The 25,647-nt window shown below is 40.9% G+C and carries 25 protein-coding genes; 11 read left to right on the plus strand and 14 right to left on the minus strand.

What is annotated here, in order from left to right; translation table 11 throughout:
* Positions 1 to 296: 296 nt before the first annotated feature.
* Positions 297 to 974, plus strand: coding sequence for a ParA family protein (locus IJS99_01200; protein MBQ7560436.1), 678 nt, complete (start codon positions 297 to 299; stop codon positions 972 to 974).
* A complete protein-coding gene (locus tag IJS99_01205; protein MBQ7560437.1) occupies positions 974 to 2,140 on the plus strand; it encodes a hypothetical protein in 1,167 nt (388 codons plus the stop codon). The genes IJS99_01200 and IJS99_01205 overlap by 1 nt, the downstream gene beginning before the upstream one ends.
* Positions 2,141 to 2,193: 53 nt before the next feature.
* Here the strand turns inward: IJS99_01205 and IJS99_01210 are convergent, their stop codons facing one another.
* From IJS99_01210 to fliE, 14 genes are all read right to left on the minus strand, one after another.
* On the minus strand, positions 2,194 to 4,041 hold the full coding sequence (locus IJS99_01210) for a hypothetical protein (GenBank protein ID MBQ7560438.1): 1,848 nt from the start codon (positions 4,039 to 4,041) through the stop codon (positions 2,194 to 2,196).
* A gap of 120 nt (positions 4,042 to 4,161) precedes the next feature.
* Positions 4,162 to 6,255, minus strand: a complete 2,094-nt coding sequence (locus tag IJS99_01215; protein ID MBQ7560439.1) for a flagellar hook-basal body complex protein — start codon at positions 6,253 to 6,255, stop codon at positions 4,162 to 4,164.
* Positions 6,256 to 6,350: 95 nt separating this feature from the next.
* Positions 6,351 to 6,812 carry a flagellar hook assembly protein FlgD gene (gene flgD / locus IJS99_01220; GenBank protein MBQ7560440.1) on the minus strand — a complete coding sequence of 154 codons (462 nt, stop codon included), beginning with the start codon at positions 6,810 to 6,812 and terminating at the stop codon, positions 6,351 to 6,353.
* 26 nt (positions 6,813 to 6,838) lie between these two features.
* Complete coding sequence (locus IJS99_01225) at positions 6,839 to 8,845, minus strand: flagellar hook-length control protein FliK (protein MBQ7560441.1); 2,007 nt, start codon at positions 8,843 to 8,845, stop codon at positions 6,839 to 6,841.
* Positions 8,846 to 8,862: 17 nt separating this feature from the next.
* The gene (locus IJS99_01230; protein MBQ7560442.1) at positions 8,863 to 9,552 is read right to left on the minus strand and encodes a hypothetical protein; all 690 of its coding nucleotides are present in this window, start codon (positions 9,550 to 9,552) and stop codon (positions 8,863 to 8,865) included.
* A 3-nt stretch (positions 9,553 to 9,555) separates the two neighbouring features.
* Positions 9,556 to 10,131 carry a lytic transglycosylase domain-containing protein gene (locus IJS99_01235; protein ID MBQ7560443.1) on the minus strand — a complete coding sequence of 192 codons (576 nt, stop codon included), beginning with the start codon at positions 10,129 to 10,131 and terminating at the stop codon, positions 9,556 to 9,558.
* Positions 10,132 to 10,134: 3 nt separating this feature from the next.
* Entirely contained in the window at positions 10,135 to 10,584 is a 450-nt protein-coding gene (gene fliJ, locus IJS99_01240; GenBank protein MBQ7560444.1) for a flagellar export protein FliJ, read from the minus strand.
* A 15-nt stretch (positions 10,585 to 10,599) separates the two neighbouring features.
* On the minus strand, positions 10,600 to 10,911 hold the full coding sequence (locus IJS99_01245; protein MBQ7560445.1) for a type II toxin-antitoxin system RelE/ParE family toxin: 312 nt from the start codon (positions 10,909 to 10,911) through the stop codon (positions 10,600 to 10,602).
* Complete coding sequence (locus tag IJS99_01250) at positions 10,892 to 11,272, minus strand: type II toxin-antitoxin system RelB/DinJ family antitoxin (protein ID MBQ7560446.1); 381 nt, start codon at positions 11,270 to 11,272, stop codon at positions 10,892 to 10,894. Before IJS99_01250 ends, IJS99_01245 begins: the two co-directional genes overlap by 20 nt.
* Before the next feature lie 44 nt (positions 11,273 to 11,316).
* Positions 11,317 to 12,699 (minus strand): flagellar protein export ATPase FliI, encoded by a 1,383-nt coding sequence (fliI, locus tag IJS99_01255; GenBank protein MBQ7560447.1) that lies wholly within the window; start codon positions 12,697 to 12,699, stop codon positions 11,317 to 11,319.
* 3 nt (positions 12,700 to 12,702) lie between these two features.
* Positions 12,703 to 13,641 carry a hypothetical protein gene (locus IJS99_01260; GenBank protein MBQ7560448.1) on the minus strand — a complete coding sequence of 313 codons (939 nt, stop codon included), beginning with the start codon at positions 13,639 to 13,641 and terminating at the stop codon, positions 12,703 to 12,705.
* Positions 13,634 to 14,662 (minus strand): flagellar motor switch protein FliG, encoded by a 1,029-nt coding sequence (fliG, locus tag IJS99_01265; GenBank protein MBQ7560449.1) that lies wholly within the window; start codon positions 14,660 to 14,662, stop codon positions 13,634 to 13,636. The genes IJS99_01260 and fliG overlap by 8 nt, the downstream gene beginning before the upstream one ends.
* Positions 14,663 to 14,681: 19 nt before the next feature.
* Positions 14,682 to 16,259, minus strand: coding sequence for a flagellar M-ring protein FliF (gene fliF, locus IJS99_01270; GenBank protein ID MBQ7560450.1), 1,578 nt, complete (start codon positions 16,257 to 16,259; stop codon positions 14,682 to 14,684).
* Positions 16,260 to 16,269: 10 nt separating this feature from the next.
* The gene (fliE, locus tag IJS99_01275) at positions 16,270 to 16,614 is read right to left on the minus strand and encodes a flagellar hook-basal body complex protein FliE (protein MBQ7560451.1); all 345 of its coding nucleotides are present in this window, start codon (positions 16,612 to 16,614) and stop codon (positions 16,270 to 16,272) included.
* A gap of 841 nt (positions 16,615 to 17,455) precedes the next feature.
* Between fliE and IJS99_01280 the strand changes: the two genes are divergently transcribed.
* From IJS99_01280 to IJS99_01320, 9 genes are all read left to right on the plus strand, one after another.
* A complete protein-coding gene (locus IJS99_01280) occupies positions 17,456 to 19,012 on the plus strand; it encodes a DUF4139 domain-containing protein (protein ID MBQ7560452.1) in 1,557 nt (518 codons plus the stop codon).
* A complete protein-coding gene (locus IJS99_01285; protein MBQ7560453.1) occupies positions 18,999 to 20,162 on the plus strand; it encodes a hypothetical protein in 1,164 nt (387 codons plus the stop codon). Before IJS99_01280 ends, IJS99_01285 begins: the two co-directional genes overlap by 14 nt.
* Positions 20,159 to 21,268, plus strand: a complete 1,110-nt coding sequence (locus IJS99_01290; GenBank protein ID MBQ7560454.1) for an LptF/LptG family permease — start codon at positions 20,159 to 20,161, stop codon at positions 21,266 to 21,268. Before IJS99_01285 ends, IJS99_01290 begins: the two co-directional genes overlap by 4 nt.
* Complete coding sequence (lpxI, locus tag IJS99_01295) at positions 21,269 to 22,060, plus strand: UDP-2,3-diacylglucosamine diphosphatase LpxI (GenBank protein ID MBQ7560455.1); 792 nt, start codon at positions 21,269 to 21,271, stop codon at positions 22,058 to 22,060.
* Between the two features lie 6 nt (positions 22,061 to 22,066).
* Positions 22,067 to 23,185 carry a lipid-A-disaccharide synthase gene (lpxB, locus tag IJS99_01300; GenBank protein MBQ7560456.1) on the plus strand — a complete coding sequence of 373 codons (1,119 nt, stop codon included), beginning with the start codon at positions 22,067 to 22,069 and terminating at the stop codon, positions 23,183 to 23,185.
* Between the two features lie 70 nt (positions 23,186 to 23,255).
* A complete protein-coding gene (locus tag IJS99_01305; GenBank protein ID MBQ7560457.1) occupies positions 23,256 to 24,023 on the plus strand; it encodes a DUF4198 domain-containing protein in 768 nt (255 codons plus the stop codon).
* Positions 24,024 to 24,032: 9 nt separating this feature from the next.
* Positions 24,033 to 24,470 carry a hypothetical protein gene (locus IJS99_01310; GenBank protein MBQ7560458.1) on the plus strand — a complete coding sequence of 146 codons (438 nt, stop codon included), beginning with the start codon at positions 24,033 to 24,035 and terminating at the stop codon, positions 24,468 to 24,470.
* A complete protein-coding gene (gene cbiM / locus IJS99_01315; protein ID MBQ7560459.1) occupies positions 24,471 to 25,058 on the plus strand; it encodes a cobalt transporter CbiM in 588 nt (195 codons plus the stop codon).
* A complete protein-coding gene (locus IJS99_01320; protein MBQ7560460.1) occupies positions 25,055 to 25,615 on the plus strand; it encodes a hypothetical protein in 561 nt (186 codons plus the stop codon). The genes cbiM and IJS99_01320 overlap by 4 nt, the downstream gene beginning before the upstream one ends.
* Positions 25,616 to 25,647 lie beyond the last annotated feature (32 nt).

The raw sequence follows: 25,647 nt of genomic DNA on the forward strand, positions 1-25,647 counted from the left end.
ACGGGACTAATTATATATAATGAAGTAATAGGACTTGCAAATTTAGCGGGAATTGTATTAGTTCTTGCGTCGATTATTATAATAGTGAGATTGCGATAAAATATTTTATTGCTTTATATAGTGAGCTGCGAATAAGAGAGGCCGTAAAAGTTTTATGAAAGATTTGCGGGCGTGAAGTGTGAAAAATTTTAGTAAATGCCGAGTGATTATATAATAGGCTTATAATTTCGTGAATAATTATATAATAGTAAGTGAGATTAAATTTAAAATTTTATAGATTCAGGTGGTTAATTAACATGTCAAAAATTGCAGTATCTGTATTTAACCGTAAAGGCGGGGTCGGGAAGTCAACACTTTCGATAATACTCGCTGAAATTGCCCTAGTCAGACATAATAAAGTCTTGGCCGTTGATCTTGATCCGTCGCACAATTTCACGGACGCGCTTAATTTCATGAAAAAATTTTTCCACGATGATTTGCGGATTAAATCAAATCTTGAAGACTCAGACGCAGAAGCTCCGGAAGATTGGATCGTTATAGATTGCCCGCCCAGACTCGGCGAAGAGTCAGATCTTGCTATGAAATTTTCTGATATTATGGTAATACCAGTAAGACCGGACTTTTTCTCGCTGTCAAATTTGGCCGTAACTTATTCAAACGCGGCGAAAATCGGCAAAGGACGCGCACAATTACCACTTGTTAAAATCGGTTATGACGACTCAGCAATGGCAAAAATCGCGAATCAAATTATACAGGAAGCAAATTATTCTGTTGCTGCAGATATAGGCCTTCACAAAAAAATTCCGTATAATATAACGCTGGGTCATATCTGGTCAACTGGAATGTCGGCATTAGCAAGAAAGCCATACGAGAAATTATTTGAGAAAGTCGAACTTGCAGGCGAAAAATTAAGCAGCGGCGCAAAAGACTCAGAAATCGACGACGTATGGAGAAAGGAGGCCGAGTCTAAATAATGAGAATGTTTAATAGAGGCATTGAGAATATAAAATTTCTCATGGAGAAACACGATGCAGAATGGCGGCGGGAACAGGGCGAAGACGTAGAACTCCCGAAAATTGAAGACTTCAGGACACCCGTTATTCATAAGCCTAAAGCTAAATCTAAATCAGAAAGCAGCCTCGATGAAAATAGATTCTTAAGCAGGAAAAAGAAATCCCCTAAAGTCGAGTCCGTTCAAGTTCTACCCGGTGCCGAACATCATTCATGGCTCTATAATGAAGTTATGAAGGCAATCAACGACGCTGCGGCCAAGAATAAGAATTCAAGAATTATAGCTATATTCGTCCCGGTCTTGCAAAATAGCAAAGAATTTGAAGATTTGCCCGTTGATGAGGCTGTTACGATTTCAAGCGAGCCGACTCCCGAATCACAAGAATCACAAGAAAATTTACCCGATAATATTATTTCAGGAATTCCCGACGAAATTTTACCGCCTGAAGTCTTAGAAATTGCGCAGAAAATGACAGAGCCGACTCACGAACTTGAAAGCGGGCAAGCACCCGAAGAATTACCGGAAATTGAGTCATTAAGTCAAGTTGAAGAGATTTCACAGGACGAGCCGGAATTACACGAGCCTGATAATTTAGTCTTTGAAGAGATCTCCGCAGAAGAGCCGGCCGAGTCAGTGTCAGAACCTGAATTAATAGCTCCTGTTGAAGTTGAAAATTTACAGGAAATTCCAACGGAACTAGAATCAGACTCAGAATCAGACTCCGAGCAAGCACCCGCCGAAGAAGTAATTATACTTGAGGAGCCTTCACAAAACGAGTCAGAATCAGGCTCAGAATCAGAATCAGACGAACTTGAGCCGATTGCTATTCTTGATATTGACAAGGACGACTCGGACAATTTACCGGAAATTAAGCCGCTTGATGATCTTGACGAACTAGAAGACTCAATCACTGAAGAGCCGGAGTTAATTTTGCCCGCTGATGATGTAATAGAAATTGAAAGCAGCCCCGCACCCAGTGAGTCAAGTGAGACAACAGAGTCAGAATCGCCCGAAATTGCCGAACTTCAAGAAGTAGAACTAAAAGCACCGGACTTAGAAGGCGACGAGATTGCGATTTTGTTAGAGCCTGAAGAACACGACGAGTCCGGCGAGAAAATAAAAGAGTAACACGCAAAAATTTCACTCCGGGAATAATCACGAACTCCCGGAGATTTTATTTATTATAATTCAGCCAGCAGCCATAAGAATCCGAATCCTTCAAGCCTTATTTGTCCAGTTCCGTAATTCTTGAAAGACTCGCCCGTTATCATGTTATGATATTTGAAGATTCCGCCTAAATTTTCACTTGTTGAAATAATCTGAGTCTCGCCGCTGAAATTAAAGAAAGCTAACATTTTTTCCTTCTTAGTCTTCTCACCGTAATAGCGGCCTATTCCTAAAACATGATCATTATTAGTCTCGATAAGCCATGTATCAGCCGCATTCAAGAATACTGAAAGAGTATCACGCAGGCCCATTAAAGTTTTTATCCCGTTGAAAATTTGCCCTTCAGGTGTGCTCATGTCGTCGCGTTTTCCAGCATTTGACCATATGAACGCCCCCCGGTGAATATAACGGCTGTCTTCTGATTTTTTCGGGTCGTCGTGATATGTGTAGTCGTTAAGCTGTCCTATTTCGTCGCCGCTGTATAAAACCGGAATCCCGCTTTGTGTGAATAAGAAAGCATGAAGCATTAAATCAAGTTTTATAGCCATGTCCTTATTTGCTGATTCGAGTCCGCAAAGTGAAGCAGTTGTACCGCACATTCTAGCGTCGCCAAGTTCGGGAGCATCGTTATAAGTTTCGCCTCTTGACGGTGAATTCTTGAAATCGCCCTTAAAATAATCATTCAAAAATTTTTTATGGGCAACTTCATCAATTCCGAATTTACGCAAGAAATCATAATCTAGTCCCCAGCCTATATCATCATGACAGCGCAGATAATTCAAGAATACATATTCTTTAGGGAGTGCAAAGACGCTCGCTAATTGATGTTTCATGAGGCGTGTATCTTTTGTAGCGACTGTGTGCCATGTCGTAGCCATTGTAGTAACGTTATAAAGCATATTACACTCCGGTTTCTCTACAGTTCCGAAATATGGGACAACTTTTGAAGGCTCCATAACTACTTCACCGAGTAAAAGAGTCCCCGGGCAAACTATTTCGGCGGCCATTCTCATAATTCTTACTAGAGTATGAACCTGCGGGAGATTCCTGCAATTTGTACCCAGAGTCTTCCAGATATAAGGCACAGCGTCGAGTCTTATAATATCAACGCCCTGATTGCATAAAAATAGCATGTTCTCTGTCATGTCATTAAACACGACCGGATTGCGGTAATTTAGATCCCATTGATAGGGATAAAAAGTTGTCATTACGACCTTGCCCGCCTCTTGACAATAAGTGAAATTTCCGGGTGCTGTTGTAGGGAAGACTTCAGGCAAATTTTTCTCGAATTGATTCGGGATCTCCCAGTTGTCAAAGAAAAAATAACGGTCTTGATATTCCTTCTCGCCCTGTCTTGCACGTTTAGCCCATTCGTGGTCTTCGCTCGTGTGATTCATTACGAAATCTAAGCAGACACTAATACCCAGTGAATGACATTTTGCGGCCAAGTCTGCCAAATCCTGAATCGTTCCTAAATCGGGGCGTACTTTTCTGAAATTTGACACCGCATAACCGCCGTCGCTGCGTCCCTCAGGGCTGTCTAATAACGGCATTAAGTGCAAATAAGTTACTCCGCATTCTTGAATATAATCAATGTGAGATTTAACGCCCTGTAAAGTTTTGCCGAAACATTCAGAGTACATCATCATGCCGAGAATATCATTATTTGCGTACCAGTTCGGTATTATCTCGCGCGCGTCGTCTAATTCTTTGAGCTGGTCATTACGTTCGAGCCAGCATTTACGGAGCATTGAACAGAAATAATCAAATGCTTGTTTGTCGCTGCCGTAGAGTTCATAATAAAGCCATTTAAGCTCGTCATAATATTTCGCGAGCCTTGTTTCAAATGAGTTATTGCTCATGATTATATATTCTCCTGATTTATATATTTATTGCGTCAAGTATAGCAAAAAAGTGTAAAAAAAAACTCCCGACTTTATAACGAGTCAGGAGCAAAATTTTATATTTATTCAAGAAAATTATTATCTCTTGAGATTTACGACTTCTTCAAGAATTTGATCACTGGTAGTAATAACTCGTGTGTTTGCTTGGAATCCTCTTTGTGCGATTATCAAGTGCGTGAACTCTTCTGTTAAGTCGACATTTGACATTTCCAGAGTCTGCGAAATTATTGTACCTTTTCCGTTTACTTGAGCGGGGTCAATATTTGCCGAGCCTGAGTTCGCAGTCTCGCGGAACATAGTATCGCCGATTTTCTCAAGTCCCTGCTCATTTGCGAAAGTTGCAATTGCGACTCTATATAATGGAATGTTCTTCCCGTTTGAATATGCGCCTGTTATAGTTCCGTCCTGACCGATTGAGAAATTTTCAAGAACTCCCATAGGATAACCGTCTTGATAAACGGCCTTTGTCGTAGTCTCTGAAGCAAATTGAGTTACTCCGTTAAGAACATCGCCCGCGTTTTTGCCGATTCCTCCCCCGAAATTAAGCAAAACCGTGCTGTTTTCTGAGCCGTCCATACTGAATGGGACATCAATTTCCATGTAAACATTTGCGCCGTCTGATACTGAATGCCTTGTGCCGTCGCTGCTGACTACGTTATTAATAGTTCCGTCGCCGTTAAATTCGATTTCGCCGCAATTAGGATCAGGGATTCCGACGTTATATTCAATAGTTGCGTCATCAGTTACAAGGAATGCTTCCCAACGCCAGCGATTCTCGGTCAATTTCTTGAAGTTTACTTCTAAAGTGTGTTGATTGCCTAAATCGTCATAAATTGTAGTTTTCGTTGAGTGATGACCGCCGATATTTATTTGTGCTAAGTCCTGATAACTGCCGCTGGGATCTGTTAGATTCTTGTCCTGCCGAATCTGTAAATACTGCCCGTTATCTGACGCGGAAATTATGAAGTTATCGGCTGTTACGTTCTCTGGGAATGTGCCTTCAACGGGATTTACTGATGCAAATGTACCGTCCGGATTAAAATATACTTGCGCGGTCATTTGTCCCATTGATGTGCCATTAGGAAACCACATTGTTAGAGTCGCGCCTGTTTCTGCTAACTCAGACTGCGAGCCGCTCGGTATAACTGCCTCGTTAAATTCCGCTAAAACTTTTGTATAAGTATAGGGACTTGTTGACGTGTCAACGATTGAGAAAGACGTATAATTCATATCCATTTTTAAATTATTCTGGAATACGTTTTCATCCGCTGAATTTCTTAACATAAGAAGTCCCGTGCTGTCGTCATAATTTATAGTTAAGTCTCTTTCGTTAGGAGCAGTGCCTATTGTTACAGTTCCACTTTGAGGAGTCAAAATCGGGGTGCCGTCGTCATTGATTCCAGTCATATCAAATGCAATTGTAGCAGGAGTAACGCCGTCAGTGATTGTTATTGTTAAATAATTTTGGCCGTTCGCTGATGTTAAATCAGTCTGAAAACTTAATTCGCACTCAATATCATCAATAACGACTTTTGCCGTGCCTGAAGTGTTACCAGCCGATAAACCTGCGTTTGTGTTAAATGGCAGATCGGGGAATCCATATGGCAAATAGGGCTTTGACCTGCTGTCCAAATTACACTGGAATCTGACTTCACTTGTTGCCTTAGGATCTATTTTTTTGCCGAGCTGTATATTAACATTGCTTAAGTCGCTGGCTCTCACGTATTGAGTCGGGTCAAGGGGGTCTTCTGTGATCTCATAGCCCTGTAAATAATTTCCTGTACCTGCCTGAACTAAATCGCTGTTTGCGTCTAAGACAGTTGCGCCCGATCTGCTGTAATAATTTTGAGTCCCGCTCCTGTACACAAAAAAGCCTCTGCCCTGAATCATCATATCTGAAGGATTCCCAGTGTAAGAGGCCGAGCCTTGAGTGTGAATTGTCTCAATTGCTGAAACGCTGACTCCGAGTCCGACTTGTGCCGGGTTGACTCCTCCGCGTGTATCGCCTGCACCTGACGCGTATTTTTGAGACTGATACATCATGTCGGCAAAAATTGTAAAATCTTTCTTGAATCCTGTAGTGTTTGCGTTTGCTATATTATTTCCGGTAACGTCGAGCATGGTCTGATGAGCGCGAACACCCGTTACAGCTGTAAATAAAGATCTTAACATGTTAAATTCTCCTTCTAGTTATAAATTTTATAAATTGGCGTGCGTCCTTCATGCCGTATCTCGCCGTTCTCGTCCATGAGAGCGGAAAAAATTTTTTAGCTTATATCTGAAATTCCCTCAACTTTTTCAAGAGCTACTTCGCCTTCTGTAGTGTCAAGAATCGTCTTGCCATTATCAAACCATACAGCATTAACGAGCGCGGCTATTTGTTTACCGTCGTCATTTGTGAAAGCTATAGCCTTCCCGACATAATTTGCTGCTGAGAATTTATTAACTTCTGCTATAGAATTCAGAGTACTATTCATGTTCTGCATTTGTTCGAGGCTTGAGAATGTCGCCATTTGTGAAATAAATTCCCTGTCTTCCATAGGATTCAGCGGATCTTGATTTGATAACTCGGCGATTAACAATTTCAAGAAAGCGTCTTTGCCTAAATCATTTGTCGCAGTTGTTGCGGCATTTGTTGAACTCGTGGAACTCGCTGCCGTCTTCTTTGTAGTGTCAGTTGCTGCTATATTTGCCAAATTTGTATAATTATTAACGTCTGTTACAGCCATTTTTATTTTCTCCCCCGTAAAAATTTTTATGCAACCCAGTAAAGCAAGCCGTCTTCAAGATCGATTCTAAATTCTTCAGTCTCTAAATCTGAATCGTCTTCAGCCCCGTTAAATGAGTTATAGTAGGGATTATTATTTTGATTCCGGCCTGGTCCCTGTTGATTATCCTGCTGAACGTCGACTGTGAAATTTGCAACTTGAACGCCCTGCTCTGATAAATTCATACGAAGCTGATTTATTTGGCCTTGCACTAATTGTCGGATTTGTTCGCTTGAGACTTTAATAGAAGCCTCGACTCCTGACGAACTAGAAGTTAATTCTACACTGATTCGGCCAAGTGCGGGAGGGTCAATCACGATATTTGCTTTCTGGACTCCGTCGGCACGAATGAATCTGACTACATTAATGACTCCATCGCGTAAATTTGCACTCGGTGTGAATTCAAGATTAGCGCGTAAATTTAAGGGAGCGGGCGAATTTTGCGAGACAGTGCGGCGGCTCGTTAAGACTCCTTCAAAAAATGCCTGAAAATTTGAATGCGACTCGACTCGATTATTATTATTTGCGCGTTCAGATTGATTATTTGATTGAGTATTTTGCGAGATTTTGCGGGAGTCATTTATTGCGCGTGAGTTGCTGCGTGAACTCGTGAAATTATTATTATTCCCGTTAAAATTTTGCTGATTCGAGTCTTGATTATTATTAGCTTGATTATTATTAGATTCTGGCTCTGACTCTGGCTCGTTATTGATTTCGCGCGTTAATTCTTCAAAACTTTTTACCGGCCTTATATTGTTATCTGCGTCTAACTTGGCCGGGGAGTCTGATTCTCCCTGCGAGTTTTTATGCGGTGTAATGTGAATTATATTTTTTGCAGGCTCGTTATTTGCGGACGAGTCTATATTAATTTCCTGAATATTAACAGAATTCGGCATGACGGCGAAATTATTTATATTTGCTTGAATATTTTCGGGCGTATCATGTTTTGACTCTGACTCTGACTCGGACTCTGAGTCTGATTCAGATTTTGACTCGGAGTCGTTTATTTCAGGATTTAATACGGGCTTGAATTCCTGAAATTTGCCGGGAAGATTTATATTTTCGCTCAAGACATTAAATAATTTTTGCGCCTGAACATCAATATTTTGCCGGGTATTCACTATAAATTCATTAACTGCCTGTAAAATTTCCTGCTGCTTCTCTTCAGGGAGTGAATTTATTTGAGATTTTATATTCTCGTCGTTCAAGATCTGCGCTATAAACTTTTCAGGATTCGTGCTGATTTCGGGTAAATTTGACTCGTGTTTCATATCAGCGAGAATATTTATAATTGACTCTGGGAATGAGTCATTATTCTTGAATAAAAAATTTTGCGGCGTAACTTGCTGTGCGTTCGTGATTTGCGCGTTTATATTTCTTGCGTCATTATTATTTATATTTGCTTGAATAAATTCGGGCGTGTGATGCTGGGATTCGCTTTCAGATTCCGGCTTTGACTCAAAATTTGCCTCAGAGTCGTTTACTTCAGGATTTAATACGGGCTTGAATTCCTGAAATTTGCCGGTGAGATTTATATTTTCGCTCAAGACATTAAATAATTTTTGCGAGTCAATATTTTCTTGATTCGAGTTTATGAATTCATTAACTGCCTGTAAAATTTCCTGCTGCTTCTCTTCAGGGAGTGAATTTATTTGAGATTTTATATTATCATCATTCAAGATCTGCGCTATAAAATTTTCCGGTTTCGTGCTGATTTCGGGCAAATTTGACTCGTGTTTCATATCAGCGAGAATATTTATAATTGACTCTGGGAATGAGTCATTATTCTTGAATGAAAAATTTTGCGGCATAACTTGCTGTGAGTTCATAATTTCCGAGTCTATATTTATTAATTCATTCTTAATAGTTAGCCCGTTAATTAAGCTCTCAAAGAGTCCCGGCTGTGCCTGCGATTCCTGAACGTGATTATTATTTAATTGAGCTTGATTATTATTTGCTTGAGTCTGAATAAGTGTAAAAATTTCTGTTGACATAATAATAAAAGCCTCCTTTATTTATTTCTAGCGCGGGACATTAATTCGGTGAGTCTAGCTGCTTTAGTAGGCTTGATTTTGCCCATAATCGAGGCTCTTGCGTCATTCGGCAATTTCATGAGTAATTCAACGGCTAAATTATCGCGTAATTGTTCGACTATTGCGGCGGCGTTACGTGCTGACATGTCCTGATAAGTGCGTGCGATTTGATTCATTAATTCCTGCTCGCTCTCAGTAGGTGAGTCATTGTTTGACTCGTTTTCTTGCTGTTGTTCCCGTAATCTGCGCTGCATTCTTGAGACATCGCGTGACAATTCCAATAATTGAGTCTCCCTTGTGTCATAAATTGCCAGTCTTGAGAGATCCCCGCTTTCTAGTTCGCGTTCTCTTGCGTCGAGTCTTCTCTGCCATTGTTCGAGCTCAACTGCCCGGCGTTCTCCTACACTGAGCGCGTAAAATTCGGGAACGTCAAAGAATTCCGATAATTGTTTGCCGACATATGGAACTTTAGGAATTACTTCCCAGAATAAAGGCCGGCCGTCCCATATTCCGCTTAGGTGCATTCCTACAGCAGTTCCGAGTCCCAGCAGTAAAAGCCAGAAAAACATCGTTAATTTTCCGAGCTTCTTTTTTTTCTTTTTGCGCTTAATAATAGGCTCTGATACTGGTGCTGCGTCTTGAGTTTGCTGCGGTCTCTCGTCTGCCATTGTTTAACCTGCCTCCCTTAGTCTGCGGTAAATTGCCATTATATTTTTTACGTAACGTTTTGACACGTCGGGAATATTTCCTGAATCTACTCGTGCCGGGCCTGCGTTGTAAGCTGCTAAAGCCTTCTCAATGTCGCCTCTATATTTATCGGTCAAATCAGAAATATATCTGACTCCGCCTTCAATATTCTGCACGGGATCAAAGGGGTCATTAACTCCTAACATTGCTGCAGTCCGGGGCATTAACTGCATGAGACCTTGCGCGCCCTTGTTTGATACTGCTTTAGTGTCCCAGCCCGACTCGACCTGAATCATAGCGCGAATTAATTCGGAATCAATATTATATTTTTCTGCGCAGGAATCTATTACACTTTTCAGGGCGTTATAGTCAGTTTTGCCTGAAATATTATGATTTGTGCCTATTCTGTTCACGTCATTTAACACGTCAATAAAGCGGCTTCTTGTCGGGTTATTATTTTCTTGATTCTGGACTCTGAAAAGTTCGGGCGAAATTTTTTGATGGATTTCATCTATTCGGCTTAGTACCCGCGTTATATTCGTCAAATTCGGGCCGATCATGTATTAAAACACTCCTTTATGTGAAAATTGTATAGATGCTACGTCGTCGAGTTCGTTTTGTTCGAGATTTAATTGTTCCTGAAAATCAGCCTGCTTTAAGTGATCTATATATGTCTCCATTATTCTTACGTCTTTATGCTTCTCTACGAGTCTTGCTTCAGTGCCTGCTATTCTCATTCTAACATCAGCGAGCGAGTCATTACCCTTTATAATATCCGTATTGATTGCGTCTATGAATTGCCGTTGAAACCATAAATCATTAGCTGATAGAGTTTTGCTGCCTGCTGTGCTGAAGTCAAGAATTGCCTGCGTTTTCTCGGTCTCTAACTGGGCTAAATGATTCATTACTGATTGTTCCTCGCTGCGTTCGGCGGCTAAAATTGTCTGCTCATTGCGGCGGCTGTCTTCTCTGAGTCGTAAAATTCTATTAAATGTAGCTATTCTTTGATTCATGATTTACTCTCCGTGTTAAATTAATGAGTCAATATCGCGCTTTTCATGAATAACATTAATAACGTCAACTATTTTTTCATCGTCATAAACTGTAAAAACTATATTATAAGAGTCAACAGGGAGATAACGAATTTCTCTATTAAATGCGTCTTTCTTGCGGACTCTATAAATTTTAAGAGATACAGAAAGTTTATCAATAGCTGATAATAAGCGCTTCCTTTGTCTTAAAGCAGCCTCAAAATTATTTGACGAATCAAAAATATATTGCTGAATTTGGAGAACATCATCAAATGCACTTGGCAAAACATTAACGCGATATGATTGCATTCCACTCTTCCTCCCACATTTTTTTTGCTTCCTCAAGTGAATAAAACCTCCCAGCTTTGTGATCCTCATCAGCTTGCTTTAACATCGCGTCAAAATCTTCGTCCGTAAGATCCTCAAGACAACGAATGCCGTATTTCTTTAATAATTCCGGGTCATCTTCGGGCAATTTCTCATCTTTTACGGGGACGCTTAATTTAAAGGGGATTTCTTTATGCAATATAACTTGTCTTGTGAATAAATCTACAGCTTGTGAATATGACAAGCCCATTTTGTTAAAAATATATTCGCCCTGTTCGTAAATTTCAGGCTCTAACTCTACTACATATGAATTTGTTTTCTTTTCTGCAGCTGCTGTACTCATTAAAAAATTTCTCCCTTCTCATAAAATATATAAATCTATAAATATTAACTTGCTGCTTTCTCCGTTTGAGTCTGACTCTGAGTCTGATTCTGTGCTGTAGGATATGGAGCTAGACCCAGCAATCTTTTATCAGTATCGTCAAAAGTTGTCTTATCTTCGACTCGCTGGGATAAAAATTTTCTGACATTTTCCATGTTAGCAAGTGCCCAGTCAACCCGCATATTAGTGCCTGACTTATACGCGCCTATGTTAATTAAATCTTCTGACTCCGCATAAGTAGCTAATAAATCCCTGACTCTTGCTGCTGAGTCCAAATGCTCACGAGATACTAAAGCAGGCATAACACGACTCACGCTGTCTAATACACTTACTGCGGGATAAAAATTTCTTGCTGCAATCTTTCTCGATAAAACAATATGACCGTCAAGAATTCCCCGGACTGTATCCGCGACGGGTTCGTTCATATCATCGCCGTCAACTAAGACCGTATAAATTCCCGTAATGCTCCCGACTTCACCAGCTCCGGCACGTTCTAACAATCTCGGCAGCATCTCAAAAACTGAAGGAGTATAGCCCCTTGTCGCAGGAGGTTCGCCTATTGCCAGCCCTATTTCACGTTGAGCGCGGGCGACTCTTGTAACTGTGTCCATCATTAATAATACGTCCTTGCCCTGATCCCTGAAATATTCAGCTATGGCCGTAGCTGTCATTGCAGATTTGAGCCTAATTAATGCAGGCTGATCCGACGTAGCAATAACTAGTACAGAACGTTTTAAACCTTCAGGCCCTAAATCGCGCTCTATGAATTCCCGGACTTCGCGGCCACGTTCACCGACTAAAGAAATCACGTTTACATCTGCTGTAGTATATCGCGCCATCATACCGAGTAAAGTACTCTTGCCGACACCTGAGCCCGCAAAAATTCCGATTCGCTGGCCCTTCCCTAGTGTGAGCATTCCATCAACGACTCTGACTCCGACTGAAAGGGGAGTATCTACCATTTTGCGCCTTAATGGATGAGGCGGAGTCGCATATAACGGGTAAAAATCGCTCGCAGCAACCGGGCCTTTATCGTCAATTGGATTGCCTAATCCGTCAAGAACACGGCCGAGCAAAGCATCACCGACGGGAACTTCAAGAGGTCTATTTGTCGAGACAACATCACAACCGGGGCCGACTTCCTGCAAAGCTCCCAGCGGCATTAATAACACTCTATCTTCACGGAATCCGACAACTTCAGCGTCTAACTCGTGAGAACCGTCGCGAAAACAAATTTTGCATAAATCCCCGACTCTCACGTCAGGGCCTTGTGATTCTGCTACGAGTCCGACAACTTGAACTATACGGCCGTTAATTTTTATCAGCTGCTTCTGTAATAAATCAACGCTGAATAACTGAAATAAATTTACATCGTCTAAAGTTTTCATGCTTTAATCTTCTTTCGCTGCCTGTTGAAATACTTCATCAACGACTGACTCGACCTGACTCATTTGAGTCTTCCAGCGGGCATCATAGACTCCCAGACTCGTCTCTATTAAGCACGAACCTTTTTCAACGCTGGGATCTGCTTTAATCTCTAAACGCTTGACTCCCCGTAATGCCTCCTGAAATTTTGAGTCTATATTGCTTTCTACGTGCTTTAAATCATCGGGCGATACGTAAATCAAAACTTGATTCTTGTCGCTCAAACGGGTTAATAATTCAGTCAAGACTGAGTCAATAGTGTCCGGGTTTAATTCGACTTGACGCTGTAACATTCTGCGTAACATTTCAGTCCAGACTCTTATTAATTTAGGCTGATTTAATTTCACGAGTTCCGAAAAATTTTCATTTAATTTCTGCCCTAAATTCTCAATTACTCCGGCCAAGTCAGAAAACTTTTTCAAATATTCCTGTTCGACTTCCTGACGAGCTTGCGAGAGTCCCTCGTTATAGCCTTTGTTATAGCCTTCCTGCTGTGCTTTCTCTCGTGCCTGATCTGCTATTCTTTTAGCGTTAGAGTTTGCTTCAGATTCTAGAGTCCTGCGCCGTGATTCATATTCGGATTTAATGCCGCCTATTTCGCTTTCGAGTCTTGCTTTAGCTTCTGACAGTTGAGAATTAGCTAATTCTGCAGTGCTTAAACTGTTAGTAAGTGCCTTAATCTGTGCTGCGAGTTCGTCTAATTCATGGGCATTTACTGAAGGAGTATTAACTTGTAATTTTTGCGCTGAATTCTTGCCGGCCTTCACAGTTTTTGCGTTCTGTTCGGGCTGGTCGGGCTTGCTTCCTTCCTGTTTAATCTCACTCTCAAGGATTCCGATTTTGACAGCTTGAGGCAAGAGTCTCACAGTACGCAGGACTCTTTTATGAGCAAGACCGCTATACAACTAACTCGTCCCCTCCGCCAGTAGCTATAACAATTTCACCCTGTTCTTCCAAGCTCCTTATTACGTTTACTACTTTTTGCTGGGCCTCTTCTACGTCCTTGACTCTTACTGGGCCCATGAAATCCATATCTTCCTGTAACATTTCGGCAGCACGCTTTGACATATTCTTGAAAAATTTCGCCTTGAGATCTTCAGTTGCGCCTTTAAGTGCCAAGCTAAGTTCTTTGAGGTCAACCTCACGCAGGACTCTCTGCAATGATCTGTCATCAAGTTTCATGCTGTCTTCAAATACAAATAATCTTTTCTTGATTTCTTCTGCGAGTTCGGGGTCATTCTCTTCGAGATATTCCATAATGTTGCGTTCTGTTGCTCTGTCAGTGCTGTTCACTATTGCGACAACTGCATCAATTCCGCCTGCAACTGTGAAGTCTTGACCCATTACTGTGCTTAATTTGCGCTCCAACACTCTTTCAACCTCCCGCAAAACTTCAGGAGTTATGCGATCCATATTAGCTATTCTTTGCGTAACATCGGCCTGCAAAATGGGATTTAATCCGCTCAGAATCATTGCCGCCTGTGTAGGTTCGAGATATGACAGAATTAGGGCTATAGTCTGCGGGTGCTCGTTCTGAATGAAGCCTAAAATCTGCCCTGCGTCCGTGTGTCTCATGAAATCAAACGGCTTAACCTGTAGGCTTGCTGTGATTCTGGCCAGAAGACTCTGAGCTCTCTCCGGACCGAGTGCACGTTCAAGTACGTCTCTTGCATAGTCAACACCTCCGCGCGCCATAAACTCACGAGCCATTAGAATCTCTTGAGCTTCCTTCAAAACTGTGAGTTTTACGTCGGGCGTTACCTTTCTTAAATTTGCGATTTCAAGTGTGATTAACTCAATAGTCGAGTCATCAAGTTTTTTATATACTTCGGGGGCTATTTCGTTGCCTAGTGAGACCATCAAGACCGCAACTTTTTCACGGCCTGATAATCCCTTACCGCCTCCGCTTGCTTCTTCTTTGGGCATTCCCTCAACTCCTTATTAATTAATTATCCATTGAGATCCATTCATTAACGAGAGTCGCAATCTCATCAGGATGACTCTTTGCGTAGGCTTTGAGCTGTTCTTCAAGTACCGCCATTTCACCTTGAAACGCAAGCAAATCCGGTGAAGTAAGCATTTCTTGAATCGTGGGAACTTTCTTGCCTTCTGCCTCGATTTCTTGAACGGCGAGTCTCTGCTTTCTTATTCTCATCCACCAGAAAATACCGATTAATAATAATAGCAGGACTATAAACGCGGCAATCGATCCCGAAATAATCCGCCATCTTCGTTCTTGCTGCATTTGTTCGGCCATAGCGTCGGCAAAAGCTGTTGAAAATCTCATAGATCTAACAACTAGCGAGTCGCCCCTCTGTGCATTAAAGCCGATTGCAGACGAGATAACTTCTTTTAACGAGTCTAGTCTCTCTTCGCTCAAAGATTCGCCCTTGTCATCAATTAAGACCGAAGCCGTTAATCTCCTGACACCGCCGGGCGTTACGATTTGATCCCCTTTTCTCGTAGTGATCTCATAATTTGTCGTTGAATTTGATCTATTATATTCGCTGTTCACAGTTGACGAATTTATTGCGTAACCGGGGATATTTGTAGTAGTTCCGGGATTCCCATTTACTGGATTCCCCTGACCCGTATAGCTTTCTTCTTGACGTTCATTACTGCGGGGGACTCCGACTCCTGTTTCAGGATTCGGGGTGTATTCAACAAATGAACTTGTGCGCTTGTCAAAATCTAAATCAACTTTGACTCTAACAACTGCAGTGCCGGGCCCGAAAACTTGTTCGAGCATGATTCTTACTTTATTCTCAAGTTCTCGCTCGTGCTGTCTTTCAAGTTCACGCTGTACTGAAGCTACAGAATTTGAGCCGTCGGGATTATACATAATCATTGAATCCGAAATCATATCCGATAAAATCCGGCCTTGAGTGTCAACAACTGTAACTGCGTCGGGCTGTAATCCGTCAACACTATGAGCTACTAAATGTATAATTGATTTAACTTGAGTCGGCCCTATAGTTGCGCCGGGTCTGAGTCTCAATAATACAGAAGCTGTAGAAGGTTTTTGCTGTTCAAGAAATAATCTCTGCTCAGGAATTACAACACTGACTCTGGCGTTATCGACTTGTGCCATTTGTGAAATTGTGCGTGCTAATTCGCCTTCTATTGCTCGTGTATATGCGACTCTCTGCTGAAATTCGCTCATTCCCATTTTTGAATCGTCAAATAATTCAAAGCCTTTAGTGCCGCCCTTAGGGAGTCCCATTTGTGCGAGCGTTAATCTTGTCTCATAAACTGCATTGCCGGGCATTAAAATCGCGTTTGCACTGGGATCTAATCTGTATGAAATATTATTTTCTCGCAAATAATCTACAATAGCCGCCTGATCTTCAACTTCTAAACCTGCGTATAAAGGCTCGTAACTTGTCCGGCCAGTCATGAAAATTAAAGCTATTAACGCCCCGAATACGATAAGAATCGCGAGAATTATAGAGATCCTCTGCCAGAGCTTTAACGATGCCCAGAAATTTAAGAACGAGGCAAACCAGCGTTTCAAAGTGTCCATGATGATTTATTCAGCCCGTTATTCTCGATAATGCCTGATAAGCGTCAAGGAATTTATTGCGAATCTCCATGACGAGTCTTAATGCCGTATCAGCCCGCGACGTGGCAAGCACAACATCCGAAATGTCTTCAGTGTCGCCTATTGATAAATCCCTGATTTTCTTGTCTGCTTGTATTTGTAATTGATTGACTTTCTTGAGCGAGTCCGAGAGCATATTTTCAAATGATAACTTCGGAGCTTGCGGCGTTACTGTATCATTAGGAAGTGCAGCACGGGTATTATATACACTTCTTGATATTTCATTAGTTCCGTTCTTTCCGTATACTTGAGAAAAATCTATCAATAGACTATCCATATAATAAGGGCCTCCCAGTCAGATAATTTAATTTTTCGCTTTTTTCGCTCCGTCGATATGCTTCATCTATATTTATAATTAACAAGGGCTGTGACTCGAAACACTGTCTAGCATCCTTCTAAGACATTCCCAAATTTTCATAAGTCGGGGAATAATTAGTCCGCCCATCTTCATAAATTTTTCACACGACAATTTTACACCCATTATGCTTTAAATTATTAATCGGCTCAAAATTTTTCACAAATTAAATTTATACAAAGCCGCGTTAAAGATTTAAATCATGTAAATCAAGGGGCAAAAATATTTTTTCATTATACACTATAAAATTTAGAATTCACGGCATGAGCTAAGACTCAAAACTTGAATATTTGCAGAAAAATTTATTTCACAGTATGCAGACTCGCGCCCATAAATTATAAACGTGTTGAGTATATGAGCATTCAAAAAATTTTTATCTCTTAAGAGTCGCATGTCCTGAAATATTTTGACAGAAATTTTTTAACAGTGAAGAGCTGTGTATCCTGAAATATTTTGACAGAAAAATTTTATCCCGATTGAGTTTATTTCGTGCGCAAAAAAATTTAATATATAGCAAAAATTTTTCCTTTGTGAGTTCTTGCAAATAAATAAATTAGCTCAACTTTTTGTATTAGTAAATGTATTAGTAAAAATTGTATTTTCCTGTGATAAATTTCTTGCTTAAAACATGAATTCATTATAACAATTTCGAGTCTTATATATAATATTTGCATGAAAATTTTATCGCGCTCTATAACATTTTTTCACTGCTATATAATATATTTATTTAAGATAATACTATGAAAGGGGACAAATTTTATTCATGAAAAATTTTATTATTTCACTCGCAATTATTGCAAGTTTTGCCAGTATAGCCGCCGCTTCAGAAGTCAAGATTACTGCATTGGACTTTTATCCGAGCGGTGCAAAATTTACATTCAATGCCGAAATTGATAATAACTCAAAATTTGAAGCGATTTTACCGGGAGCTTTTAAGGCCGATTCAGTGAGATTACTAAATCCCGAAGACGTTCACGGAAATATCAAAGTAGAGACTCGTTCACGCACAAAATGGATTCCTGACTCGCTCGCTGAATTAAATTCACGTTTTGAGGCTCAATCACGGACAATTGACGAACTCAACGCGAGAAAAGCAGCACTTGAGCAGACTCTAACACTCTTGAAAAATTCTTCACCTGAGACAGCACGCCCTGAAAAATTGTTAGAGTTTATCAGAGATGCGCAGGACTTGAGACTCGAAACAGAAAACGAGCTGGCAGCCCTGAAAATTACGCTCGAACAGGAAAAAGCAAAACTCACAGCACTACGCAGCGAATTAAATTCAAGATCTCCGGCAAATGAAAAAAGTTATCTCGTTATATCAGGCCAAGCAAATAAGCCCGTAAAATTTGAGGCCTTCACTAGTTCAGCGACATGGAGACCGAATTATATTTTGAATCTCAACAGCAACACCGGAGATATTGACGTGAAAATGTTTATACGAGCCTCGCAAAAAACTGGACTCGATTATAACGGGAGAATGACTCTTCACACTAAGACACCGGACGAAAGAATAATAATTCCTGAATTAAAGCCGCTCAAAGTAGCAATCAAGCCCAAAGAAGAAAATTTAGCAAGAGTCGGCAACGCAAGATTTTCACGCAATAACAGCCAGTATAAATCCGCAAATATGGACATGGCCGCGCCCATGATGATGATGGAAGACACGGAAATTGAACCGGAAATTATGCAAGCTCCGGCCGTGAAAGAGACTCTTTCAGATAGAATTATAAATATTCAGGGCTTAATGACAGGCGACGGGAAGGATTCAGAATTTGAAGTAATCCGCAGTGCCTTAATACTTGAGAGCGACCCCGTTATTCTGCTAATTCCCGAACAGAGAAATAACGCTTGGATCATTGCAGAAATGGACGACGACAACGAGCATTTAATCCCCGGTAATGCTGAACTCAGAGTCGACAACACTACGACCGGAAAAATTTTTATTGAAGAGTTCGGGCAGGGTCAAAAAAATATTCCCTTCGGCTACATAGATCAAATCACAGTCAAGAAAGAGGCTTTAATCACGAAAAAAGGAGTCTCATGGTTCAGCGGAGTATCTACAAACGGTTATAAGCTCGAAATCACCAACGGCACGAAAACCGAGAAGGAAATTATAATCAGAGACAGACTCCCAGTTCCTACAGACGAAAAAATTAAGCTCGATATTAAACGCATTGAGCCTAAGGAAGAAAAGAAAGACAATAATAATATACTTGAATGGGAGCTTAAAATCCCCGCCGGAGAGACTGCAAATATAATTGTAGATTACACATTGAGTTATCCTTCAGGAGAAGAGCTGCGTTATGGGACAAAATAGTTTGCTTAAATGGATAACTTTTCCGCCGGTTATCTCTATTGCTACGATAATGCTTGCCCGCTCAATGGGTGAAGGGACTATTGTAGGCGGAGTAGATTTATCAGTATGGGCACTCGTCTGGCTGTTGTTTATAATTCTCAGCTGTCTTTACGGAATGTTCATAATGAATGGATTCAATATCGGGTTAATTTCTCTTCAGGCACTAGCGCAGGGGATAATACTTTGTCCGATGTCAATTGCTTACGGAGCGAGAATGTTTCAGTGGCTCGGAGTGCTTTTAGCTGTCTGCGGGGCTGCTGCTTTAGTCGTCGCGTATAATCAGGCCGAGTCAGAAAAAAGAGTCGTTGTCGTCAAAGAAGTAGAGAATGACATGCGGAGATTGCCTATAAATTTTGTAATCACGAACGAGACGGGGGCAATTTTGAATCTCACTGACTCAATGCTTGAAATTCTAGGGCTTTCACTGACTGACATAATGGGCAAGAATATTAGCGACTGGTTCAGCCCGGTTGCAAAGACTGCAGAATTACACGAAAAAATTTGGGACATTAAGCGCAAAAGTGTAGACAACGGCCGAAGATTTTATTTCGAGCTGACTCAAAAGGGGCTCCCGGTGGGTGAAGAAGGCGCAGAGACTCCGGAAGCTCCTACAGGCCCTGCTGAACCGGCGGGATTTGTTGATCCTGATACGACACTGCATACTTATAATTACGGATTCGCGCGAATTAATGACGAACTTTACAGGCTGGGAAGATACGGCCATTCAATAAGCGCGTTGATGATTCGAGTCGTATTTCCGTCCCTATTGCCCGATGATGACATGGATAAATATATTAGACCGTTCCGGGCTTACTGCGCCAGAGTCAAATCAGATTTAAGACAATCAGATACAGCTATTCAAACCGGAGAGTTCCAAATTTTAATTGTGTTATCAGAGAGCGACGCACGAGACGCTGAAACAGTAGCAGAAAGATTAGTAGCACTTGTAAATATTTTATGCCCGACATTTGACGAATTCAGAAATGTTACAGTTTTGAATGTAGTAGAAGCATTTGAATCGCCAAATAATTTACCGAGTGCTCAGGGACTTGTTGACAGAATGACTCACGCTATGACCCGCAAATATTCTGCAACGGCATTATCACAATGAGAAATAGCTTATTAAATAAATTAATTCTCGGAGCATGTGTCGGGCCGTTTATGTTCGGGATATTAATTTTTGTGCTTATATTTGTAGCAGGTGATTTATTATTTCAGGCAGCAAGACTCATAATTGAACACGGAGTCGCGTTCAGTGTAGTAATTCGCTTATTCTTTTACCGTATGCCTGAAGTCGTTGTAATGACAATTCCGATGTCTTCATTGCTTGCGACTTTGTTAGGAATGTCGACTCTCAGCGGGAACAGTGAATTAATTGCGCTTAAATCTCTAGGAATCTCATTCAAGAGAATTTTGCGGCCGATTTTGTTAGCGTCCATATTAATATCAATAATAGCATTGACTTTGAATGAAACTTTTGTGCCGTTTGCCTCGCTTGCTGCTGATAGACTCATGAAATTTGAGATACTCAAGAATCAGGCCTCAGCAGTTCAGGAAAAAGTTTTCTTGCGAGAAGAAGAGAACGGAAAATTAAAGCGGGTTCTATATGTTGACGAGTTAGACCCTGATGCGGGCTTAATGTCGGGTATCATGATGCATGAATTCAACGACGAGGGCGGACTGACTGCGACTCTAAACGCGAGGCGGGGGACTTGGCAGAATTCTCAATGGTGGATAGAAGACGGGCGAATGTATGACGTAAGCAAAACCGGTGAAGTGAGTTTATTATTACGATTCGAACGTCAAAGGCTCGCGATAAAATTATCACCTAAGCAGTTACAGCGCAGTACAAGAAAGCCTGCTGATATGAGCGCGCGTGAATTATGGAGCTATATAAATCAAGCTCAAACTATAACAGCCGGAACTGATATAGCAAAATTATGGGTAATATTTCACCTAAAATTAGCAGTCCCTTGGGCATGTGTAATAATGGCCGTGCTCGGTGCGGGATTCGGAGCTTCAAGGCGCGGGCGTTCAGGCGGGGGCGTGGGATTTGGTATAAGCGTTGTGATGGTATTCGCTTATTATGTCGTCATGTCCCTATGTCGTGCACTGGGCGAGTCCGGGAATCTTCCGGCGATTGTTGCAGGCTGGGGGCCGAATATAGTATTTATGGCACTTGCTCTATTTTTCGCAATGAGAGTTGACAAAGTATAAATGAGTATAGCATTAATAGCAGGTGAGGGAATATTACCCGTTGAAATCGCTAAAAAACTTCAGACCGTGCAGGGGAAGATTTTAATATTGACTCTGCGCGGAGATCCTGAGGCACTCAAACCCTACGCAAGCAAGTTAATCAAAATGAGAGTCCCGAATCTTGGCCGGGCTTTACGTGAAATAAAAAATTTCGGCGATGACTCGTTAATAATGGCCGGGCGGGTTCCTAAGAAAATTATTTACTGCTTACCGTTATTATTTGACAAGATAACGCGTTCAGTCCTGAAAAAAAGTTTACGCGATGATCATTCTTTACTGGGTGGAGTCGTTAAAGTTTTTGAGTCACATGGGATTCAAGTTATACCATATTGGCAGATTTTGCCGGAGTTCATAGCAAGCCAGGGCAAATTAACGAGCCGCGAACCCACTAAAAGCGAATTCTATGACATTGAAAGCGGTATAAAAATTTTGCGCGTAACACTTCCATGTTCATTCGGTCAAGCTGTGTGCATGGCCGGCGGGGCAGTAGTAGCAATTGAGGCTATGGAAGGCACCGACATGATGATAAAGCGCGCGGGGAGTCTTTCAGGACGTGGCGTTGTCGTGAAAATGATTCGTGAAGATCAAGATTTGCGTTACGATTTGCCGACGGTGGGAACTCGAACACTTGAGAATATGCACGAGTCCGGCTTAACTTGTCTTGCTGTTGAATCTGGTAAGACTTTAATCTTAGAGCCGGAAAAATTTTTTAATTTAGCTGAAAAATTTAATATAGCAGTCTGGGGAATATAATTATTTATGAAGAATATATTTATTTCATGCGGAGAAGTCAGCGGGGATATTTACGCAGCCGATTTGATTCGGGAATTGTTAAAGATTTCGCCCGACACAAAAATATGGGGGATGCTCGGAACTGAAAGCGAGAAAGCCGGCGGCCATGCAAAATGGAGCTATGAAGAGTTAAAGCTCATGGGAATAATTGAAATTTTGCCCGCGATTCCCAGAATCCTGCGCCTGAAAAATAATATCGTCCGTGAAGTAATAAAATCGAATCCTGATTCAGTAATATTAATTGACAGTCCCGACTTTAATTTGATTCTGGCGCGTTCTTTACGCAAATCCGGTTACAGCAATAAAATAATTTCTCTGATTCCTCCTACTGTGTGGGCTTGGCGTTCAGGAAGAGTCAAGAATCTCAAGCGCGACTTTGATTTATGCCTGCCTTTATTCTTGTTTGAACATAAATTTTTGATTGATCACGGCGTTAATTCCCTATGGAAAGCACATCCCCTCGTTCATGATTTACAGGATATTAAAATCTCTCAAGAGTTCGCTGATAGATTCGCCGGAAAAAAAATTATAGCCTTAATGCCCGGAAGCCGCCGCTATGATATAAATTTTCACTTGGATATATTGCTCGGAACTGCTGAAATTTTGCGCGGAAAAAATTATTGTCCTGTATTCTCGATAGCTCAGGGACTCACAAAAAATTTAGCTGATAATCTGCGTGAACGTGTTAAGGATTCCGGCTTTGATTTCTGGGAAGGGAGCGGGCGTGAGTTAATGCTGGCTTCTCAAGCAGTTGCCGGAGTCTCAGGAACAGTAGCAGTTGAAGCTATGTTACTTGGCCGCTATATGGTAGTAATTTATAACATGAAAAAATTGACTCACGCGATATTAAAGTGTCTCGTTCATGTCGAAAAAATTTCAATCCCGAATTATTTAACGAGCCGACAATTATACCCCGAATTATTATGCGGTGATGCTAGACCCGATAAAATAGTGAATGAACTTGAGAAATATTTACTTGACAGCGCGAGAAAAAGCGAGATAGATTCAGGCTTAATTGAGGCAAAAAATTTAATGGGTACTGACAACGCCGCCGAGTTCTGGGCAAAATGCGTAATTAACTCATAACATTTTTTAAAGAAAGTGTGTTATCATTCCTTCTGTTAAAAAAAATTTTTATTCAGGAGGATTTATTTATATGAAACGCTTTATAGTTTGTGTGTTAATTCTTGTTCTTGCTGTACCTGCCTTTTCTCATGAACTCACGATTAAAGCAAAATCAGCAGCCCCCGAAGCAGGCAAAAAATTTGAAGTAACTGTACAGTCTGCTCACAGGTTTATAATTCCTGAAGAGGTAGAAATTTTATCGCGTGTAAAGGCCGGACTAATCAAAGACGGTGAATTAATCGAGTCAAAATTAACCGGAAATGATAAAGATCTATGCATTGATTTTGACGTTACAGCACCTGAAGGAACATTTATAATCGCAGCAATTAAAGACGGCGAGTCATGGTGCGTAACAAATGAGGGCGGCAAAACTGGAGCAAGAAAAGATTTAGAGGCTCAGGGCTTGAAAGTTTTATCAGCTAATAAATATGATAAGTACGCAAAGGCAATTTTCAACGCGTCCGAGAATGATAAAAATTTTGCTCAAGTCTTAAATCACCCCTTAGAGATTATACCCGTTACAAATCCTGCTAATGTGAAAGTCGGCGAATATTTTGACGTTAAAATTTTGCTGAATGGCCAGCCATATACAGGACCTGTATGGGCAACTTATGACGGTTTTGCAGAATATCCGAACACTTACGCATATTACACGGAGTCAGAAAACGGCCAAGCTCATATAAAGATAACTGCTCCCGGTTTATGGGGGATTCGAGCGGCTCAAACGGGACTCCCCGGCAAACCCGGCGACTATGATAATTTGAATCTCCGGGCGTTCTTATTATTTTATGTGAAATAGTGAGATAACATGCGAAAATTTTTGCTCATTCCATCAATAATAATATTATTCTCAAGCTCGGCATTTGCGCACGGGACGGGCTATAATATTTCAGGATTGAAGGCTATAACACTTGAATTCTTTTACTCGACCGGTGAAAAAATGAGTTATCGTGAAGTAAAAGTTTTCTCACCCAGCGACTCAAAATTTGCGGTTCAGACCGGACGCACTGATGAATTCGGGCGGTTTGCATTTATTCCGAATATTTCAGGGGACTGGCGAGTTATAGCGCGCGACGAAGAAGGCCATCAATGCGAGGCAAATATTTTAGTTGACTCAGATTTTAACGCGTTTTCTCAAGATAAAGAAATTTCACAGCCTGATTTATATATTCGTTCATTGCTGGGAGTGAGCTTAATATTTAATCTTGCATTCTTAATAAAAATTTTTGTCAGGAGAAATAAATAAATGCATATAAGCGAGGGCATTTTATCAGGCGGAGTATTAATAGCAGGCTGGGCGGGGACTTTTGCGGGAGTCTCCGTAGGTCTCAAGAAAACTAATCCCGACAAAATTGTTAGAGTCGCTTTGTTGTCATCGGCCTTCTTTCTTGCTTCACTTGTAAATATTAAAATCGGCCCGAGTTCTACTCATTTATCTTTGTTAGCTCCAATGGGATTAATTTTAGGCTGGTCGGCATTTCCGGCGATTCTGGCTGCTTTATTATTGCAGGCTGTATTATTTCATTTCGGCGGCTTGCTTGTCTTAGGAGTGAACACGTTTATAATGGGACTCTCTTCAGTGAGTGTATATTTATTATTCGGTGAAAAGATTCGCGGCTCATACAGTAAGATTTATTCGTTTATAGCGGGATCACTAGCAATTATTATAGCTGCTTTGTTAGCTGGGTTGAGTCTGGGCTTGACTGACGGGAATTTTTTGACCGCTGCAAAGTTAATATTACTCGTTCATTTGCCGTTAAGCCTGATAGAAGGACTTGCTACAATGTTTATAATTTCGTGGCTTAAAAGAGTCTCCCCGGAGTTTCTATCATGATATTATTATTTGCGATAATTTATGCGCTGATTATTTCGTTGAGTGAATTAATTTTTTTGCTGGTTATCGAGTCTTTACTGCCCGTTATTATAATAGTTAAGAATCCAAGAATAATAAAATCTCTTGTTAAAATAAACGCGCTGAATTTAATAATGATAATGACTCTTGCTCTGACATGGCCGGATTTTCGCGGGGGGATTTTTACGGGATTGCTTATAACATGGAGGCTTAATTTAATTTATATAATTTTTTCGGGAGTAATTGCAAAACTGGGCTTTACGGGAATATATTCGGCTCTTGTAAAATTTCACGTTCCTGAAAAGTTGCGTATATTATTATTACTCACTATGCGGGGGATTTTCATAATGAATGATAGACTAGACTCTGCGTTAATTGCGTTGAAATTGCGAGCTCCTGACATGAGATTTATAACGAGATTTAAAACATTTGGCTATATAACCGGAAATATTTTACTGCAAAGTGAGTCGCGTTCTGAAAAAATGTTACAGGCCATAAAGTGCCGGGGCGGATTCGGAGGCTTTAATCAGATTATATAATGCTTGAGGTAAAAAATTTATCGTATAAGTAT

This window comes from Synergistaceae bacterium, assembly GCA_017444345.1.
Lineage (GTDB): Bacteria > Synergistota > Synergistia > Synergistales > Aminobacteriaceae > JAFUXM01.

Excerpts from the sequence above, each read along its gene's own strand:
- IJS99_01225 (MBQ7560441.1), bottom strand. The coding sequence starts at position 8,845 with ATGTCAACAGAAATTTTTACACTTATTCAGACTCAAGCAAATAATAAT.
- IJS99_01200 (MBQ7560436.1), top strand. The coding sequence starts at position 297 with ATGTCAAAAATTGCAGTATCTGTATTTAACCGTAAAGGCGGGGTCGGG.
- IJS99_01310 (MBQ7560458.1), top strand. The coding sequence starts at position 24,033 with ATGCGAAAATTTTTGCTCATTCCATCAATAATAATATTATTCTCAAGC.
- fliJ (MBQ7560444.1), bottom strand. The coding sequence starts at position 10,584 with ATGAATCAAAGAATAGCTACATTTAATAGAATTTTACGACTCAGAGAA.
- IJS99_01205 (MBQ7560437.1), top strand. The coding sequence starts at position 974 with ATGAGAATGTTTAATAGAGGCATTGAGAATATAAAATTTCTCATGGAG.
- IJS99_01290 (MBQ7560454.1), top strand. The coding sequence starts at position 20,159 with ATGAGAAATAGCTTATTAAATAAATTAATTCTCGGAGCATGTGTCGGG.
- flgD (MBQ7560440.1), bottom strand. The coding sequence starts at position 6,812 with ATGGCTGTAACAGACGTTAATAATTATACAAATTTGGCAAATATAGCA.
- fliG (MBQ7560449.1), bottom strand. The coding sequence starts at position 14,662 with ATGCCCAAAGAAGAAGCAAGCGGAGGCGGTAAGGGATTATCAGGCCGT.
- IJS99_01250 (MBQ7560446.1), bottom strand. The coding sequence starts at position 11,272 with ATGAGTACAGCAGCTGCAGAAAAGAAAACAAATTCATATGTAGTAGAG.
- IJS99_01215 (MBQ7560439.1), bottom strand. The coding sequence starts at position 6,255 with ATGTTAAGATCTTTATTTACAGCTGTAACGGGTGTTCGCGCTCATCAG.
- fliE (MBQ7560451.1), bottom strand. The coding sequence starts at position 16,614 with ATGGATAGTCTATTGATAGATTTTTCTCAAGTATACGGAAAGAACGGA.
- lpxB (MBQ7560456.1), top strand. The coding sequence starts at position 22,067 with ATGAAGAATATATTTATTTCATGCGGAGAAGTCAGCGGGGATATTTAC.
- IJS99_01230 (MBQ7560442.1), bottom strand. The coding sequence starts at position 9,552 with ATGGCAGACGAGAGACCGCAGCAAACTCAAGACGCAGCACCAGTATCA.
- lpxI (MBQ7560455.1), top strand. The coding sequence starts at position 21,269 with ATGAGTATAGCATTAATAGCAGGTGAGGGAATATTACCCGTTGAAATC.
- fliF (MBQ7560450.1), bottom strand. The coding sequence starts at position 16,259 with ATGGACACTTTGAAACGCTGGTTTGCCTCGTTCTTAAATTTCTGGGCA.
- IJS99_01305 (MBQ7560457.1), top strand. The coding sequence starts at position 23,256 with ATGAAACGCTTTATAGTTTGTGTGTTAATTCTTGTTCTTGCTGTACCT.
- IJS99_01280 (MBQ7560452.1), top strand. The coding sequence starts at position 17,456 with ATGAAAAATTTTATTATTTCACTCGCAATTATTGCAAGTTTTGCCAGT.
- IJS99_01210 (MBQ7560438.1), bottom strand. The coding sequence starts at position 4,041 with ATGAGCAATAACTCATTTGAAACAAGGCTCGCGAAATATTATGACGAG.
- IJS99_01285 (MBQ7560453.1), top strand. The coding sequence starts at position 18,999 with ATGGGACAAAATAGTTTGCTTAAATGGATAACTTTTCCGCCGGTTATC.
- fliI (MBQ7560447.1), bottom strand. The coding sequence starts at position 12,699 with ATGAAAACTTTAGACGATGTAAATTTATTTCAGTTATTCAGCGTTGAT.
- IJS99_01320 (MBQ7560460.1), top strand. The coding sequence starts at position 25,055 with ATGATATTATTATTTGCGATAATTTATGCGCTGATTATTTCGTTGAGT.
- IJS99_01245 (MBQ7560445.1), bottom strand. The coding sequence starts at position 10,911 with ATGCAATCATATCGCGTTAATGTTTTGCCAAGTGCATTTGATGATGTT.
- IJS99_01235 (MBQ7560443.1), bottom strand. The coding sequence starts at position 10,131 with ATGATCGGCCCGAATTTGACGAATATAACGCGGGTACTAAGCCGAATA.
- cbiM (MBQ7560459.1), top strand. The coding sequence starts at position 24,471 with ATGCATATAAGCGAGGGCATTTTATCAGGCGGAGTATTAATAGCAGGC.